Raw genomic sequence first — 16,269 nt, 5'->3', positions numbered from 1 at the left:
TGTTTGGCGGAGGCTGAGCCGGCCGGCTCGAAAAGTGAGGGAAAATCTATGCTAAAATCACGTTCTTTCGGGGCGTAGCGCAGCCTGGTAGCGCACTTGCATGGGGTGCAAGGGGTCGAGTGTTCGAATCACTCCGTCCCGACCAAATATGAAAAAGGGTTACAGCTTTATGCTGTAACCCTTTTTTTACTTTTTAAGCATGTGTTCGTAGTTTGAGTGGCTCACCGGCGCAAAGCCAAGAGCTTGCTGAGACTCAAGAAAGCGGCTCAGTTTTTGCCCGCTGTTAAGCAATAGATGCTTTATTTGCGTTTTCAGGCTGTCACATATCGACGCACTAAAAACATAGGGGTCGTAGTGCAGCGGGGCCGATTTCCACAAAACGGTTAGTTGTTCTTCAAGTATTTTTCCTTTCTTGACATAGTCGTCGGCGCGTACGCTTGCAACAAATGCAGCATCGACGCGTTTATCCAGCAGGGCGTCGATTGAACGGTCATGTGAACCTGTGTAAATAAGAGACCCAAAGAAACGCTCCAGGTTGCCATTGCCGAGGCTCGAGAAGACACGCCGCGGCAGGATTGCGCCGGAAGTGCTGGACGGTTCGCTAAAGGCAACGTCTTTCCCTCGCAGTTGGCTTACCGTTTCAATGTTGCTGTCGCTGCGAACCAATAGTATCGAGTAATAATAGTTTCCCGCAGGCGTAAAGCGCCCTTTTTCAATGGTCAGGCTGGCAAAGGCTTCAATGCCGGGTTGTTGAGCATACGCCATCAAATAGCCTGCCGGTCCCAGCCAGGCAATATCGATACCGCCTGAAATCAACGCTTGAATCACACTTTCGTACGATTCTGCATGGACCATTTCAACGGGAAGATTCAGATGTTCGCTTAAATACTGAATAAGGGGTTGATATTCTCGAGTGAGCGTTTCCATGGGTTTCTTTGGAATAACGCCAATGCGAATATGCTCTTGTGAACAATAGGGGGGCGTAGCTCCGGCGGCAGGCACGATGCCAAGATAAAAGAACAATAAAACAAATAGGGTCAGCTGCTTTAACATTGAGTTAGAGGATGAAAAGGTTTTTCAGGTCAGCGTGGCGTGTTCCCCGGCGAACGAGGTTTCAAGGGCCAGTATGGCGTTTGGTTCCAGCGGCCGACTGAAGTGATAACCTTGTGCAAGGTCGCATCCCGCCAGTTTCAGATACACAACCTGTTCCAGCGTTTCAACGCCTTCGGCGACAACTTGCAGGTTCATTTTTTTTGCCAGTGCAATCGTGGATGACACAATGGGGCTGTCGTCGTGGCGGTTCGATAGTGGCGCAATCAGTTTGCGATCAATCTTGAGTTTGGTGATCGGCAGGTTGTACAGATGTGCAAAACCTGCATAGCCGTGCCCGAAGTCGTCCAAACTGATTCCGATGCCGTGACGGCGCAAGCGCTCAAGGTGATGAATCGCCTTTTCAGGACGGTTCAGGATGGCGGTTTCCGTAATTTCCAGCTCAATTGTTGAAGGTGGAATTTGGAAATGTTTCAATGAATCAAGCACCATGCTGCTGAAGTTGTCGGAGGCAAGTTGCAATGCCGAGACATTGATGCTGATGTGTCTTTCATAACCCTCTTGCCGCCAGGCTTTCAGTTGCTCGCACGCCAAACGCAGTACCTCTTCACCCATTTCGATTATCAGCCCGCTGCGTTCGGCGATTGTGATGAATCGGTCGGGGTAGATCATGCCGTGGTCCGGATGCTGCCATCGAACGAGCCCTTCATAGCCTACGATGTTCATTGTGTCCAGGTCGATCATGGGCTGGTAATGCAATACAAACTCGTGCTTTTTTAGCCCTTCAATAAGTGACTGTTCAATTTGAAAGGCTTCCAGACTACTTGTATTCAATGACGGGTCGTAGAATCGATATTGCCCGCGTCCGGATTGTTTTGCTGAATACATGGCGTGGTCAGCGCTGCGTATCAATTCGTCGATGTTTTGGGCGTCGCGTGGACATATTGATACGCCTACGCTTGGGCTGGTATTGAGCTCCGTACCATCAAGTGCATAGGTGTCGGAAAGGCGCGCAACCAATGTTTGCACCCAGCTTGTAATCGTATTCTCGGTGCGATCCCCGGCCAGCAAGATCACGAATTCGTCGCCTCCGAACCTCGCTGCATAATCGCCGGGCTCCAAAAGCCGCTTAATACGTCCGGCTACCGCCTGTAGAAGTAGGTCGCCTGTTTTGTGGCCTAAGGTGTCGTTGATTGATTTGAAGCGATCAAGATCAATAAACAGCACGGCGAGTAATTTTCGACAGGCACGCTGTTGGGTAATGACGCGTGTGCCGATCTCCATAAGTTGACGGCGGTTGAAAAGGCCACTCAGGTGGTCGGTCGACGCTGCGAGGCTGCTGCGTCGATGTGCGGTTTCAAGTCGTTCAATTAGTGCCTGATTCTCGTCTTGTGCATGGTGCAGCGCGCTAATGGTTTTTTGTTGCTCGCTGATCATCTTCAATAACCAGGCCAGAACGCCGACCACGACACTGGTTAGTAATAGGTAAATCCATTTTTGTTGTTGCTCACGCGCCTCGATGGGTGCCAGAATATCGCGGTATTGCTGGCTAACGGCCACCGTCCAGCCAAGTTCGGGTTTGCTGCTCAACAGGCTTTGATAACTCTCGGAATTCAACTCCGGTCCTGATGCCAACACGCCACTATGATTGGCGCGGAGTCGTTCCACATTGTCGCGGTCCAGTAATTGAATAATGCCGCTTTGGCCCAAATGAATATCCTGATACAGACGCGTGAGGTATCCGACGTCCATTTCTATATATAAAACACCGGTTAAGGTGCGAGTGTCCCCGCTGACAATGGGTAGCAGAAGTGGAAGCTGCCATTTTGGCGGTGTTGACGTTCCCGATACCTCGGTGGAATGTTTCTGTTGCGTTTGCGTCGGCAGGAAAACGGTGTCGCCGTACTGGCGCAATTGATTTTCAACTTGTGTCATCCACGTTGTGGGCAATGGTGCACGGTCCTTCTCATGACTGCTCAACCAGTAATGGCCCTGTTCGTCATAAAGGGTCAGCCGATTGAAGATGGGATCTTGAGCGAGAATGCGCGATAAGTTGCGTTGAAGCAGGATAGGTTGCCACTGGCCGCCTAGGGCTGAATGCCCCAAAGCCTCAGCGCGATCACCTATTTGTCGAAGGTGTTCGGTAATGATGATGGCCAGGTTTTTATGTTCAGTGGCACGGGTTTCCAGGGCTTCTTTGTAGGCGATCTCGTATTGGCGAATATGTGAAACCCAGAGAAACGACAAAAGCGATAGACCCAGAATAATAATGACCCAATGGATCGGGCTATTGGAAACAGCAAAAGAAGGGCGCACTGCATGAAACCTCTGGAATGGGCAGACCGTAGCGGTATGAATTCTCGTTATTATTTCGTGACAGTGTGACGCGCTTGTTAAAGCGCGTTATCTGTGTGACAAAAAAAAGAAATGTCTTACCCCACTTGGAAAGTGGTTTCAGGATAGCGGATGTGGCCGCGGCGTTGGGCGCTTAGGCTGTATATGAGGGCGAGCGGCCCTAATCGGCCTACGAACATCAACAAAATAACCAGAATCTGGCTTGCCGGTGAAAGTGTCGGCGTTAAGTCCCGGCTTAGACCCGTTGTGCTTATCGCCGAAACCACTTCGAACAGAATGCTGATGAAGGGCGCAGACTCAAAGAGGGTCATCAGCAGCGTGGCAAAGAAGATCAATAATGACGTTACCAGCAACAGTGCTAATGATTTTTGAACGGTATCCTCAGAGATGGCGCGGTTCAACAATGTGGGTTGGGTATGTTGGAATATATAGGCCCGAGCCGCAGCCATTAAAACAATGAAGGTGCCTATTTTTATCCCGCTGGCCAAACTAAGCGATCCGCCGCCAATAAACATGAAAAGCATCATCAAGACGGTGGTGCTGTCATTCAGCTCGCTTATGGCGACGCTATTGAAACCTGCAGTTCGGGTGGTAATGGTTTGCAGCCACGCCGCCAGCGCTTGATCGCCTATGCTTAACGGGGCGAAGGTCGCCGGGTTGTTGCGTTCCATAAGCCAAATCAAACAAAAACCGATTATGTTCAACGCCAGTGTGCCAAGAATCACAATGCGTGTGTATGGCATAAGCCGGCGCCAATTTCGTTTTTGACGCACGTCGTGAATGACGGAGAATCCGATCCCGCCCAGGATAATGAGCAGGGTTGTGCCCAGAATAATAACGGGGTCGCCGGCGTAGTCGATGATTTGTGTGGTTGAGATCGACATACCGGCGTTGTTGAACGCGGAAATGCCATGAAAAATGCCCTGACCCAATGCCTGCAGAAAAGGGGTGTTTTGCCACCACCAAAGTGTAAAGACGGCGATACCGATTATTTCAATAACAAAGGTTATTTTGATAATGGCGTAAGCAATTTGCCTGACGGTGGAAACGCTAGTTTGGTTGAATGCTTCCTGAGCCAGGGCCTGGTGTTGCAAGCTAATACGCTTACCCAATGCCAATGCCGCGGTAACCGAGAGCGTGACAAAGCCCAGCCCGCCAATTTGCACGAGCCCGATAAGGATGGCCTGGCCGACGGGTGTGTAGATGGTGCCGATATCAACCGTTGTCAACCCTGTAATGGTGACGGCGGAAACGGCGGAGAATAGCGCCGCAAGCGCAGAAACGCCTTGGTGTGTTGAAAAAGGCAATAACAACAGCCCCATGCCAATAAGGCTGAGTATGGCAAAGCCTGCGGTTAGAACGAGGGGCGGGCTGACATTGATGCGCCCCGTTTTTTTTACGCGCCGGTAGGTGTAGAGAGTGTGTCGTGGGTGCCAGTGTCGCATGCAGGCTGATTATTTTCAGGTTAAGGCCGGGGCGATAAGTTTTAAAGCATCAAGTTGGCCTGCCAACACCATGACATCTTTGGTCTGCAAAGTGAAATCGTCGGCGGGATGCACGAAGATTTCCGCTTTGCGTTTGACCAGCAGGACATGTATTTTTTCGGGCTGAGCACCCAGGAAATCGTTGAGTTCTGAGTTATTCAGCGTTTCGCCAATATGGACTTCAACGACGAATTGGCCGTTGCCCAGAGAAATGTAGTCATCCACCATGGGGTAGCTTAGGGTTTGGGCGGCTCGCACCCCCATTTCGTCTTCCGGATGAATAATCCGTTCCACTCCCAGCTTGCTAAGAATAGTGTGATGGGCTCGCGATGTGGCTTTGACCCATATTCTTTTTACACCGGCGCTTTTTAAGTGGACAACACACAGCAGGCTGGATTCGAGATCTGCCCCGATGCCGACCAGAACGACATCGTAGCCATCCAGGGCAAGTTCATCGATGGCTTTTCGGTCAGTGGCGTCGGCAATAACGGCTCGACTAAGCTGATCGGCATATTTATTAACCAGTTTTTCACTGGAATCAATACCAATGACATCGTGGCCCAGTTTCATTAATTCAAGCGCGGCTGCGGATCCGAACCGACCCAGGCCGATGACGGCGAATTGCCCCATTTCTCCCCCTTGTTTATCTGACCATTGTAAAGTGGTCAGTCAGCTCGAAGCGAACGAATATCTCATTATTCCCTATAAATAGTGTGTCTTTTTTCAATTTGTGTTAATTTCATGATATTAGGGTAAACCATTATCGGGTTGAGTGTATGAGCTGTCTTTTCGAGCCTGTCCAGTTGGGCGGTCTTGCGTTAAAGAATCGTATCGTTATGGCGCCGCTTACGCGAACGCGTGCAGCGCCGAACCGGGTTCCCAACGAACTCATGCGTCAATACTACTGCCAGCGGGCCGCGGCGGGTTTAATCATTTCCGAAGCCACGTCCGTTTCGGCGCAAGGGGTGGGTTACCTAAACACCCCCGGCATCTGGTGTAAATCGCAAATTGAAGGTTGGAAACGCATTACCAACACGGTTCATGCGCACGGCGGAAAAATGATTTTGCAGTTGTGGCATGTGGGGCGTGTATCCGACCCGGAGTTGCTCAACGGCGAAATTCCGGTGGCCCCCAGCGCCATTGCCTGTGAAGGCGATGTTAGTTTATTGCGGCCCAAACGGCCATACGCCACACCGCGGGCCCTGCATCAAGCGGAAATTACAAGCATTGTTGCCGATTTTATGCAGGCGGCGCGCAACGCACGCGAAGCGGGCTTTGACGGCGTGGAAATTCATGCGGCCAATGGGTATCTTATCGACCAGTTCCTGCACAATCATTCAAACCGCAGAACAGACCATTATGGCGGTTCGGTGGAGAATCGGGCCCGCTTTTTAATGGAGGTTGTGGAAGCCTGTTGCAGTGTTTGGCCGTCCAGCCGGGTGGGGGTGCATTTGTCGCCGCGAGGGGATGCGCACAGCATGGGTGATGACAACCCACACGCGTTGTTTTCTCATGTGGCTGAAGCCTTGGGCCAACAAGGCCTGGCGTTTTTATGTGTTCGCGAAAGTGAAGGGCCCGATAGCCTGTTACCGAAAATAAAAGAATTATTCGGTGGGCCGGTGATTGCCAACGAGAACTTTAATTTTGACACGGCTGACGCAATGGTTGCGTCGGGTCGGGCCGATGCGGTTGCCTTTGGACGCCCCTTCATAGCCAACCCCGACCTGGTTGACCGATTCCGTAGGCAGGCCTCGTTAAATGAGCCGGTGACGCAAACCTTTTATGGCGAAGGGGCCGGCGGATATATTGATTATCCGGCGCTGGAACCGTTGCGTTGTGATGAAGAGGCTGCCTGATCGGGGCGCGGCCATATAATTTTGAACGTGGCAGTGGCTGTAACCAGAACGTTACCCTGATCATCCACCGCCCGACCTTCGCAAAAAGCAATTGACCTTCCCATTCGCAGGCAGCGGGCCTCGAAAACGACATTGCCGGTCGCCGGAGCAAGAAAATGCGTGGCCATGTCGATGGTTGCCATGCTGGTTGACGGGTCGTTGGCACGTGCTGCTGCGCTAAGCGTAAGATCGAGCGCACTCATGAGTGTTCCGCCGTGGATATCCCCGCGGCTGTTGGTTAAGTCGGCACGCCAGGGCAGACGTGTGCGTGTGAGATCCGGGGAAAACTTTTCGGGCTGCAGACCAATACACTGCATAAACGGTATATTCAGTCCGAAGTAGTCCACGCTTTCTTTCGACAGGTCGGTCATGGTGCAAGCTTTTGTTTAACTTGTGCAGAAATGGCGCCCATTTCGGCCCGGCCGGCCAGTTCTGATTTAACCATTCCCATGACTTTACCCATGGCCGCCGGCCCTTCAATACCTTGGCTGGTCACTTCGGCAATGGCTTTCTCGATGACGGCATTGACTTCTTCCGGAGCGGCTTGTTTGGGCAGAAACTCTTGCAAAACGGCAAGTTCAGCCTGTTCTTGAGCAGCGGTTTCAGTGCGACCGGCTTTTTCAAAAGCAGCGATTGACTCTCGCCGTTGTTTCACTTGCTTTTCAATAATAGCGAGAATTTCGGCATCGGTGAGCTCCCGTCGTTCGTCGACTTCCTTTTGCTTAACGGCGGCTTGTAGAAAGCGGAGTGTTCCCAGGCGGGCGCTTTCTTTGGCTTTCATGGCGGTTTTGATGTTGTCGGCAAGGTCTTGCTTGAGCGAGCGGCTCATGGTCTTTTCCTGAAGATGGGTTGACGAAGGGGGTATTTTAACGGCTTGCACGCGCGTTAATGGAAGTCGCGGCTTTTTATCGTTAAGCCTTGAATTAAGTGATTCAAATTCACCAGGCGATGAGCGATTAAATGACAGACTGTTTCTTGACGTTGCCATACGCCATAGACGCCCAGTAATTGGGAGTCCAGTAACTCAGAGCGCTGTTTTCGGGCCAGGGCCGGCCTGACGACAACATTCACAATACCCGTTTCATCCTCAATGCTGACAAAAATGATCCCGTTTGCGGTTTGCGGCCGTTGACGAATGGTAATCAGGCCACAGGCGCGTGCCAGACGTTTGTTGGGATAATGTTGAAACAAGCTTTTGGCAGGGGTAAAACGAGCCAGTTCGGGATGCGTCCGTAATAGTGCGACAGGGTGTCGCCGCAAAGTTAAACCGGTAGCGGTATAGTCGCTTAGTACGTCCTCGCCTTCGTTTGGAGGAGTAAAAACGGGGGTGTTGTCTTCCAGAACAGGCGCATATTGCAGTAAGTCGTGGGTGGGTAGCAAGGCGCCGGCCCAGCGTGCCTGGTAACGGTGGCCGGCCAGGCTACTTAAAGCATCGGCCTGCGCCAGTGCCTCAGTATCATGACGGGTAAGCCGTGCCCGGGTAACCAGATCATGGATGGAGGAAAAAGGGGTGTTCCGGGCCGACTCTATGCGCCGACCTGCATCACGACTTAGCCCTTTTACCAGATGTAGCCCTAATCTGACGACCTGCGATGATGCGTGCGTTTCCAAAGTGCTTTCCCATTGACTGTGTTGGATATCGATGGGTAGAACAGTGACCTGATGACGCTGGGCGTCTTGCACCAATTGGCTGGGCGCATAGAACCCCATAGGTTGCGCGTTCAGCAGGGCTACAAGGAAAATGGCGGGCTCATGACATTTTATCCAGGCGCTGGCATAGGCCAAATTGGCAAAGCTGGCGGAATGGCTTTCAGGAAATCCATATTCACCGAATCCTTCCAGTTGCCGCAAAATCAATTCAATAAAGTGGCTGTCGTATCCACGTGACAACATCCCGCTGATTAAACGGGGCCGAAAGTGATTGATGCCGCCTTTGCGTTTCCAGGCGGCCATGGCGCGACGCAATTGATCGGCCTCGTCGGCGGAGAAGCCGGCGGCGGTCATGGCCAATTGCATCGCTTGCTCCTGAAAAATCGGGATGCCCAGTGTGCGCGACAAGATATGTTCCACTTTCGGGTTGGGGTACCGAACCGGTTCCCGCTTCTGGCGTCGTCGTAGATAAGGGTGCACCATATCGCCCTGAATGGGGCCTGGTCTTACGATGGCAATTTGAATGACCAGATCGTAAAAGGTACGTGGTTGCAGACGTGGCAGCATACTCATTTGCGCCCTGGATTCAATTTGAAAAACGCCGATGGTGTCGGCCTGGCTGATCATGTCATAGGTTGCCTTATCTTCCTGAGGAATACGGTGTAAGGGGAAGGGGTGTTGATATTTTTGGCTTAACAGCTGCAAGGCTTGTTGCAATGCCGATAACATGCCTAGAGCCAGTACATCGATTTTCAGCAAGCCCATGGCATCAAGGTCGTCTTTATCCCATTGAACAATACGACGATTCGGCATGGCGGCATTTTCAACAGGCACCAGTCGGGTCAGGGTTTGATTGGCGATCACAAATCCGCCGGGATGCTGCGACAAATGACGGGGAAACCCCAGTAATGATTGCGCTAAAAAAGCCCAGGCCTGAACACGAGACAAGTTAGGGTCGAGGCCTTGCTCAGCCAGTTTATCAATGAGCGTTTGTGTTTTATCCCAGTAGCGGCAAGACCGGCATACCTGGTTAATGATATCGGCATCAAAACCCAATGCTTTACCGGTGTCGCGCAAAGCACTGCGATGCCGGTACGTAATGACCACGGCGGTTAAGGCCGCCCGATGTTGCCCATAACGTTCATAAATATATTGAATGACTTCTTCCCGGCGCTGGTGTTCGAAGTCTACGTCGATATCAGGTGGTTCATTGCGTTCGACACTGATGAAGCGAGCGAACAGGGCATTGCTGTGCGCGGGGTTGACTGCGGTGATGCCCAGGCAATAGCAGACCGCTGAATTAGCAGCTGAGCCACGCCCCTGACACAGAATGTTGCGTGAGCGGGCAAACTTGACGATATCGTGTACGGTTAAAAAATAAGCCTCATATTCAAGTTGTTGAATGATACCCAGTTCGTGTTCCAGTTGTTGCTGAACGTTGCTGGGTATGCCGTTGGGATAACGTTGCTTTGCGCCCTGGTAAGTGAGTTCGCGCAGATGTGTGGCCGGATGACTGTTTGCAGGTATTGTGTCGCTTGGATACTGATAGCGGAGCTCATTCAAGGAAAATTGGCATTGTCGGCTGATGTGAATGGTTTGCGCCAAAGATGAGGCGGTAAAACGCAGCCCAAGCTGGAAACGTTGAAGAAGATAATGCTCGGCATTCTGGGGTAGGGCGTAGCCGCAATTTTCAATTTTTTTACCCAACCGGATCGCAGTTAATAACTGATGCAACAAGCGTCTGGAGCGTTTGTGCATGTCGGCCTGTCCCAAGGCCACAAGGGGAACACGCCAATGCTGTGATGCCTGGGTAAGTTGTTGCCGGTGTTCAGTGTCGTGGGCGGTTAATTGGTGGGTGAGGCCAAGCCAAAGCCGGCTTTGAAAAAGGGTGCGTAGTGTATTTAAGGCCTGCTGCCAGTTTGCTTCAGGTGGGTGCAGCCAGGGCTTAAAAACAAGCAGGCAGCCCGGCAAATGACGTATTTCCGGAAATTCAGGAGCACCGGCCACCAAGTCATGCAAATTCAATTGATAGCCGGCTTTTTTGTGTGCCCGGCTACGCGCAAGGGTAATAAGCTGGCACAGGTTGCCGTAACCTTCTTTATTGGTTACGAGTACCAGCAGTTCCCCACAGCGATGTTGGTTCTGATGCAACAGGAAACGACTGCCGATAATTAAATGCAAGCCGCATTCCTGCGCCTTTACGTGGGCCCTGACCACGCCCGCCACCGAACACTCGTCGGCCAGGGCCAAGGCGCTGTAACCGGCTTGGTGCGCTTGTTGTACCAGCTCTTCAGGGTGGGATGCGCCTTTCAGAAAAGTGAAATTCGATATGCAGTCGAGTTCGGCATAATCGGGTAAGGTTGAGTGTGACGTTGCCATAATGAAAACAAGGCTTATGCAAAAACGCCGTGCAGGAACCAATGGGCTTTTTGCTGTTTGGTTTGAATGCCTTTATGTTCGCGAAAGATCCAGAAATGAATATGGTGTTGGTTACGCGCAATGAAATAATCGCGAGCCAGGTAAGGCTCAAGCCATTCGCTGCAGTCAATGCGTTCTGGGCCCTGTAAAAGCGTTAAAACTTCCCCCTGGTAAACGGGCTGGTGATTTCTAATGCCCAGAGCAATGGGCTTGGCGTACAGCCAGAAAGGACGAACCGGCCAACCGCCGGCAGGCTCGGCAGGTAAGGGTGCATACCCCTGAGTTGCCAGAGGGCGTAATGAAGTGCTTTGCCATTGATTGGCGTGTTCAGGGCGGTGCAAAGCCTGAGGGTTGGGCGTTGATATCGCGTTGGGCCCCAGGCGGGCGTGGAGCAGATCGAACAAATGGGCTTCGTTTTGCTGCCATTGCGCCGGGTCGGGAAAAAGCGAAGTGGTGTTGTTCTGCGGCAAAGGGCATGTGGCGGGAATATGTAGGGTAAGTGCAATAACCGGAGCAGGCAGCTGTAAATTCAATAAAAGTTGTTGCAAGACTGCCTGAAAATGGTCTGCGTGCCAGCCGGGTTGCGTAATGCATACTTTTAAAAAACCAGGTGGTTGTGCTTTACGGCCTTTTTCATGGTGCAGCAAAATATGCAAAACGGAGCTGGCGCAACGATGTTGTGCAAGCCATTGGCAGGCCTGAGCCAAAAGTGCCGTAAGGGGGGGCTGTAATTGGGGTGCTTGTTGAACATGATAAGCAAGCTCATGGTGGCATTGCCAGGTATTGGCAGGCTGAACCCAGGTGAAGTATTCAGTTGCACGGGCATACGCGGCGTCGATTGCTTGAATGAGCGCTGGTGTTGTACGTTGTTGCAACCCCGCCCGTGGCAACTGACGTAACTGGCCAACCGAATAGCAGGCGATGCCGTGCAGCCAGCCCAGATACGGTTGAGCCTGTGGAATAACGGATACCGGCAATGTATTGAGTTTCCGGTTTAATTGCGATTGTTGCAGAATACGCCGGCGTGATGTGACCGTTTGCCATGCAAGCCATTGTGCGCCCGTAGCGGTGGGTGCCATGGCCAGAACCGGCCTGACAGGTGCCATACGACAGTGTTCTTGAAGTTTTCCGGCCAATGCACGGGCACCGTTAAACAATGACAGACTGGCTTGTACATTAAGTACAAGCGTGTGTGGTGCCGCCAGAGCGATGTGCGGCGTGTAACACTGCATTTCCTGTATTAACCAATTCAGGGCCGTGTGGAAATGCGGTGAATCAGGAGGTATGTACAGGCTGATCCAACACGACATGGTTTGAACCCAGGGTTTGGTGAAGGGCTTCCTGCCGGAAGGTAAATAATGCCCCTTTCTTTAGGGATAAAGGCAGGAATAAAGGCGTGACATGCGTTGGCCCTTGCCGCTTGATAATGCTGATGTGAATACCGTTCGGCGCACTTTGCAGGCCCAGGCGTAATGGCGCTGGGCTGGCACGTTGTTGCTGTTGTTTTTGGCCCAGACCAAAAAACAGTGCAGTACTGCGTTGTGCGGCCAAATGTAGTTTGCGCGCAGCAGCCAAGGAAATATGTGAGGGCAGCCATAGCAAGAGTGCGGCACAAGCATCGTGGCGCAGAATTTGTTCGGCCGCCCATAGCACCTGACTGGGCTGGTTGGGATGTACCCAGACCAGCTTGTTAGGATTTAATTGCCAGTGCAGCCAACACAGCGAATTTGGAACAAAGGGGCAATTCAACATAATGATGCGTCTATGGGTGTTATTCACAACCTGTTTTAAAGCCGGGGTTAACAAACTGATTTCGCCCGAGCCTGTTTGCGTTGGCAGTATTTCAATGAATGTGCTGTTGGGCCAGCCACCGCCGGGCAATTCATTATTCAGTACGGTATAACCGGTTGGCACAATGGGTTGACGGCCTTGCGCCAGTTGTGACGCACGCCAGAGCGCAGGGTGAATTTGAACGGGGGCCGCCTGGGCTTGAGATACCGATTTCATGCTTCCATTTTACTGTATATATATACAGTAAATAAAGTGATTGATTTATGCAAGCGGCGTTTCGGCTTTTCGGCCGGCGTAACGCTACGCATTATGAAAGCCGGCTGTTTTTTCGTATCATGTCTTTATGAGTGAATATTCAGATACTTCCATTCCCGAGCCCTTGGTTTTTGCACCGGCCCATCAGGCTGCGCAACAGCTTTTTGTTTTACTGCACGACAATGCCGCCGATCCGGCGCAATTGGAGTTGTTGAAAAAAAACCTGATGAAAGCTTTTCCTCAAGCCGTTCTGGTATTGCCATACGGGCCTTTACGGTCGGAAGAGGCCGTTCATCACTGGTTTGACCAGACTGAGCTAAGTGAATACAACTACATTGGGCGTGTAGAGCGTGCGCTACCCGATTTGATCCGTTATGTACAAGAAGTGCAGGCTCATTTCGAACTTACCGGTGAGGCAACCGCTTTGGCGGGGTTTGGACAGGGGGCCACGATTGCGCTTGAAGCCTCGTTGGCACAGCCCGACCTGGCAGGTCGGGTGCTTGCTTTCTCTGGTTGTTATGCCCGCATGCCGACAGAAGCGCCGCCGGCGACCACATTGCATCTTCTGCATGGCGAAAATGATCCCATTGTGCCGAGTTCAGTCATGCAAAGTGTACATAATCAACTGGCCGGCCTGGGGGGCGACTCAACGCTGGATATTGCCTCATCAGTGGGGCACGAGTTGCATGAAGCGCTGGTAAAACAGGCAGTGTATCGCTTGCAAACTTGTGTACCCTTAAGAAGCTGGAAAGATGCCTTAAGTGAACTGCAGTCGCGTATGGCCTCCGATCAACCTGCATCGTCAGTGCCGCCCGGAACAACCCTTCACTGAATTGACCAATGCCAATCGTGGCGTTCTGTTTCCCGGCCTTGCGGGTTATACGTTAGCTCACTGAAGATAGCCCGCCCGTTACGATGAACGGCAATGACGCTGGAGCAGCGGGTGCCGTAGTTGGGGCTGATGATGAAGGGGCTGCTTAGAAGACGTTCTCGTTCAAGATCAAGGCCTGTATCGGGCAATAAATGATCGGGGGCAGGGGTTGTATCTTTCAATAATTCAAATACCCGGTTAATTGAACGTTCCAGGTGCTCAATGGGGAAATGTCCCAGCAACTCGCGCAGGCGTTCAGTTTTGGGCCAATCCGTATCCAGTAAATGGTTCGATAACACATAACGTCCGGAGGCCAGGGGCTGAACATCGTGAGGATTGGCGGTTTGGTTACCCACGTAAACAGCCTGGGCTGCTTGGCCCACGATAAGGTTAAACCCCTGATATTGTTGGCCCTCTTGCGCGACGGCGTGTGCGTAGGTGTCGGCCTGCCGGCTGCCGGTTAAAAAGTTTTTGACCAGTTCGCCGCGCGAAACGGGTTGTTCAGGCCCTTGCAGGCGTAAGTCACGAAAATTCGTTAATAGCGCAAAGCGGCCGGTGCGGCTAATGCCCAGCCAGGTGCCTCCCGCCACTTCATCCTTACCTGCGATGATGTCTGGATGGTTCATCCAGGGTGCGGCGGTAAGTGTTGGTCGGGCATGAAATTCGTCGCGGTTGGCTGCAATGAATAACGGCCAATCGGGATGGGCGTTTAACGCCAGGTAGGCAATACACATAGGCCCGTTATAGCATGGCCAGATCGATGTTTTTTTCCAGATAATTACGCACCCGCACGGCATCACCTATACGGGAATAGCGCCCTTGAGAGTTCAGGAATACCATAGCGACATCCCGGCCGTCGATACGGGTAACCATGACCAGGCAACGACCGGCTTCATTAATGAACCCTGTTTTGGATAACTGCACCGCCCAATCATCGTTTTTAACCAGGCGATTGGTATTGTTATAGGTCAGCGAGCGCCCGTTTTTCAGCGTAACTTTATGGCGTTCATTGACGGTATAACGTTGAATGAGTGGGTTTTCGTTGACCGCTTCCAGCAGCTTGATTAAGTCGCGCGGAGTGGAAACATTATCGGCGGATAGCCCCGTAGGGTCGACAAAGCGAGTGTGTCGCATACCCAATTCCCGGGCTTTATCATTCATGGCCCGAATGAAAGCCGGTAGCCCACCTGCATAATAGCGGGCTAATGCGTGTGCCGCGCGATTTTCCGACGACATCAGTGCCAGTAAAAGCATGTCGTCGCGGCTGAGGGTTGTGCCAACCGCCAGGCGTGAACGCGAATGGCGTAAACGGTCGATATCCTCGTCGCTAATTGTGATTTTGGTTTGCAGATTCTGCCCGGCTTCGGCCACAATCAGGGCAGTCATGAGCTTGGTAATGGAAGCGATGGGACGCGTGTCTTCACTGTTCTTGTCGTAGAGTACTTTGGTACTTTTCAAGTCTTGAACAAATACGGCCTCAGATCGCATAGGATCGGCCTGAACGGGGGGGGCGAAAGTAAAGCCACTGATCAAAAGCAGTAAAGCGGTGCAAAGTAGGTGGAAAGATCGCAGCATAATGAGTTCAGGCCGGGTTTCGATGATGACCGAATCATATCAGAACAAAAACAAAATTTTCATTAAATTTAGTCACTTATAGGGTTTTCTTTAATAATATTTGAGGTTTTTTGGCTACGTAAGGAAGAAATATGTCTCAAGAATCGGTTGAGCAGTTGGTAACGGGGCTCAATATGCAGCCGCACCCCGAAGGGGGGTATTACAGCGAGACCTATCGTGCCGCCGATCAGGTCACGCGTTTGTCCGATGGTGCGGTTCGCAGCAGTTCCACCGCTATTTATTACTTATTGAATAATGGCGCCTATTCGGCATGGCACCGCATTGCGTCGGACGAAGTGTGGCATTTTTATGCGGGGGACCCTTTGCTATTGCACGTATTGGCGGGTGATGGTGATTTGCAGACTCATCGTTTGGGCCACCCTTTGGCGCATGCGCAGGCGGTTTGCCAGGCTGTTGTGCCTGCGGGGAGCTGGTTTGCCGCGCAACTGGAGCAACCGGCCGGTTATGCGCTTTTGGGTTGCACTGTTGCGCCGGGGTTTGAGTTTTCTGAGTTTGAGTTGGCCAAAGCCGATGATTTACTTGTGCAGTATCCACAGCACGCTGAAGTTATTCAGCCCTTGCTCGCTCGTGGGGGCGTTCAGGCCTAAAAGCCTGATCCGGGTTGCTTCAGAAATTCGATTTCTTCGGCGGTAGAGGGGCGCCCCAGCGCTTTATTCCGATGCGGATAACGCCCGAAGCGTTCCAGTATTTCTTTATGCTTTATTTCGAATTCAAAGTTCGTTTCAAGCCCTGGCTGGTCATAGAGCTCCATTGCGATTTCGTGAATTCGGATCGATTCGCTGTGCATGTGTCATTGATCGAAATATTGGAGCCACCGGTTGTCGAAATTATGGAGCCACTTTTTGATCGTTTTTTACTCCCTCCG

15 protein-coding genes and 1 tRNA gene are annotated in these 16,269 nt (G+C 51.9%); 4 read left to right on the top strand and 12 right to left on the bottom strand.

The annotated features are described in order from the left end of the window. Window positions 1-68: 68 nt before the first annotated feature. Window positions 69-145: transfer RNA gene (locus tag CJO09_RS14900), tRNA-Pro, on the top strand. A gap of 41 nt (window positions 146-186) precedes the next feature. Here CJO09_RS14900 and CJO09_RS14895 read toward each other — a convergent pair. The 4 genes from CJO09_RS14895 to CJO09_RS14880 all read right to left on the bottom strand — a co-directional run bounded on the left by CJO09_RS14895 (window position 187) and on the right by CJO09_RS14880 (window position 5,519). Continuing rightward, complete coding sequence (locus CJO09_RS14895; protein WP_119443070.1) at window positions 187-1,053, bottom strand: phosphate/phosphite/phosphonate ABC transporter substrate-binding protein; 867 nt, start codon at window positions 1,051-1,053, stop codon at window positions 187-189. Window positions 1,054-1,077: 24 nt separating this feature from the next. Continuing rightward, a complete protein-coding gene (locus CJO09_RS14890) occupies window positions 1,078-3,366 on the bottom strand; it encodes a bifunctional diguanylate cyclase/phosphodiesterase (RefSeq protein WP_119443069.1) in 2,289 nt (762 codons plus the stop codon). Between the two features lie 116 nt (window positions 3,367-3,482). Beyond that, window positions 3,483-4,850: a TrkH family potassium uptake protein gene (locus CJO09_RS14885; protein ID WP_119443068.1), complete on the bottom strand. Its 1,368-nt coding sequence runs from the start codon at window positions 4,848-4,850 to the stop codon at window positions 3,483-3,485. Between the two features lie 15 nt (window positions 4,851-4,865). Beyond that, on the bottom strand, window positions 4,866-5,519 hold the full coding sequence (locus CJO09_RS14880) for a potassium channel family protein (RefSeq protein ID WP_119443067.1): 654 nt from the start codon (window positions 5,517-5,519) through the stop codon (window positions 4,866-4,868). Between the two features lie 146 nt (window positions 5,520-5,665). On the opposite strand from CJO09_RS14880, the gene CJO09_RS14875 reads away from it, so the two are divergent. Continuing rightward, on the top strand, window positions 5,666-6,745 hold the full coding sequence (locus CJO09_RS14875) for an alkene reductase (protein WP_119443066.1): 1,080 nt from the start codon (window positions 5,666-5,668) through the stop codon (window positions 6,743-6,745). Here the strand turns inward: CJO09_RS14875 and CJO09_RS14870 are convergent. Genes CJO09_RS14870 through imuA form a run of 5 tightly spaced genes read right to left on the bottom strand, consistent with a single transcriptional unit; the run spans window position 6,700 to window position 12,859 of the window. Next, a complete protein-coding gene (locus CJO09_RS14870) occupies window positions 6,700-7,146 on the bottom strand; it encodes a PaaI family thioesterase (RefSeq protein WP_391523670.1) in 447 nt (148 codons plus the stop codon). The two genes, CJO09_RS14875 and CJO09_RS14870, sit on opposite strands and share 46 nt — an antisense overlap. 5 nt (window positions 7,147-7,151) lie before the next feature. Further along, window positions 7,152-7,613 carry a GatB/YqeY domain-containing protein gene (locus tag CJO09_RS14865; RefSeq protein ID WP_119443064.1) on the bottom strand — a complete coding sequence of 154 codons (462 nt, stop codon included), beginning with the start codon at window positions 7,611-7,613 and terminating at the stop codon, window positions 7,152-7,154. Between the two features lie 56 nt (window positions 7,614-7,669). Further along, window positions 7,670-10,813 carry an error-prone DNA polymerase gene (locus CJO09_RS14860; protein ID WP_119443063.1) on the bottom strand — a complete coding sequence of 1,048 codons (3,144 nt, stop codon included), beginning with the start codon at window positions 10,811-10,813 and terminating at the stop codon, window positions 7,670-7,672. Window positions 10,814-10,827: 14 nt separating this feature from the next. Next, window positions 10,828-12,162 (bottom strand): DNA polymerase Y subunit UmuC family protein, encoded by a 1,335-nt coding sequence (locus tag CJO09_RS14855; protein ID WP_147404934.1) that lies wholly within the window; start codon window positions 12,160-12,162, stop codon window positions 10,828-10,830. After that, window positions 12,128-12,859, bottom strand: a complete 732-nt coding sequence (imuA, locus tag CJO09_RS14850; protein WP_119443061.1) for a translesion DNA synthesis-associated protein ImuA — start codon at window positions 12,857-12,859, stop codon at window positions 12,128-12,130. Before imuA ends, CJO09_RS14855 begins: the two co-directional genes overlap by 35 nt. A gap of 127 nt (window positions 12,860-12,986) precedes the next feature. Between imuA and ypfH the strand changes: the two genes are divergently transcribed. After that, complete coding sequence (gene ypfH, locus CJO09_RS14845; protein ID WP_119443060.1) at window positions 12,987-13,730, top strand: esterase; 744 nt, start codon at window positions 12,987-12,989, stop codon at window positions 13,728-13,730. Here ypfH and CJO09_RS14840 read toward each other — a convergent pair. Then, the gene (locus CJO09_RS14840) at window positions 13,724-14,503 is read right to left on the bottom strand and encodes an NRDE family protein (RefSeq protein WP_119443059.1); all 780 of its coding nucleotides are present in this window, start codon (window positions 14,501-14,503) and stop codon (window positions 13,724-13,726) included. The two genes, ypfH and CJO09_RS14840, sit on opposite strands and share 7 nt — an antisense overlap. Before the next feature lie 7 nt (window positions 14,504-14,510). Further along, on the bottom strand, window positions 14,511-15,344 hold the full coding sequence (gene pbpG / locus CJO09_RS14835; RefSeq protein WP_119443058.1) for a D-alanyl-D-alanine endopeptidase: 834 nt from the start codon (window positions 15,342-15,344) through the stop codon (window positions 14,511-14,513). A gap of 131 nt (window positions 15,345-15,475) precedes the next feature. Here pbpG and CJO09_RS14830 point away from each other — a divergent pair, with 131 nt between their 5' ends. Beyond that, window positions 15,476-15,991 carry a cupin domain-containing protein gene (locus tag CJO09_RS14830; protein WP_119443057.1) on the top strand — a complete coding sequence of 172 codons (516 nt, stop codon included), beginning with the start codon at window positions 15,476-15,478 and terminating at the stop codon, window positions 15,989-15,991. On the opposite strand, the gene CJO09_RS14825 is transcribed toward CJO09_RS14830, so the two are convergent. After that, window positions 15,988-16,191 (bottom strand): DUF924 family protein, encoded by a 204-nt coding sequence (locus CJO09_RS14825; protein ID WP_342772203.1) that lies wholly within the window; start codon window positions 16,189-16,191, stop codon window positions 15,988-15,990. The two genes, CJO09_RS14830 and CJO09_RS14825, sit on opposite strands and share 4 nt — an antisense overlap. Window positions 16,192-16,269: the final 78 nt, after the last annotated feature.

The sequence above is a fragment of the Neopusillimonas maritima genome, assembly GCF_003576595.1.
Taxonomy (GTDB): Bacteria; Pseudomonadota; Gammaproteobacteria; order Burkholderiales; family Burkholderiaceae_B; genus Neopusillimonas; species Neopusillimonas maritima.
The sequence above is the reverse complement of the archived record's forward strand: the minus strand, read 5'-3'. Positions and strand labels throughout refer to the sequence as shown.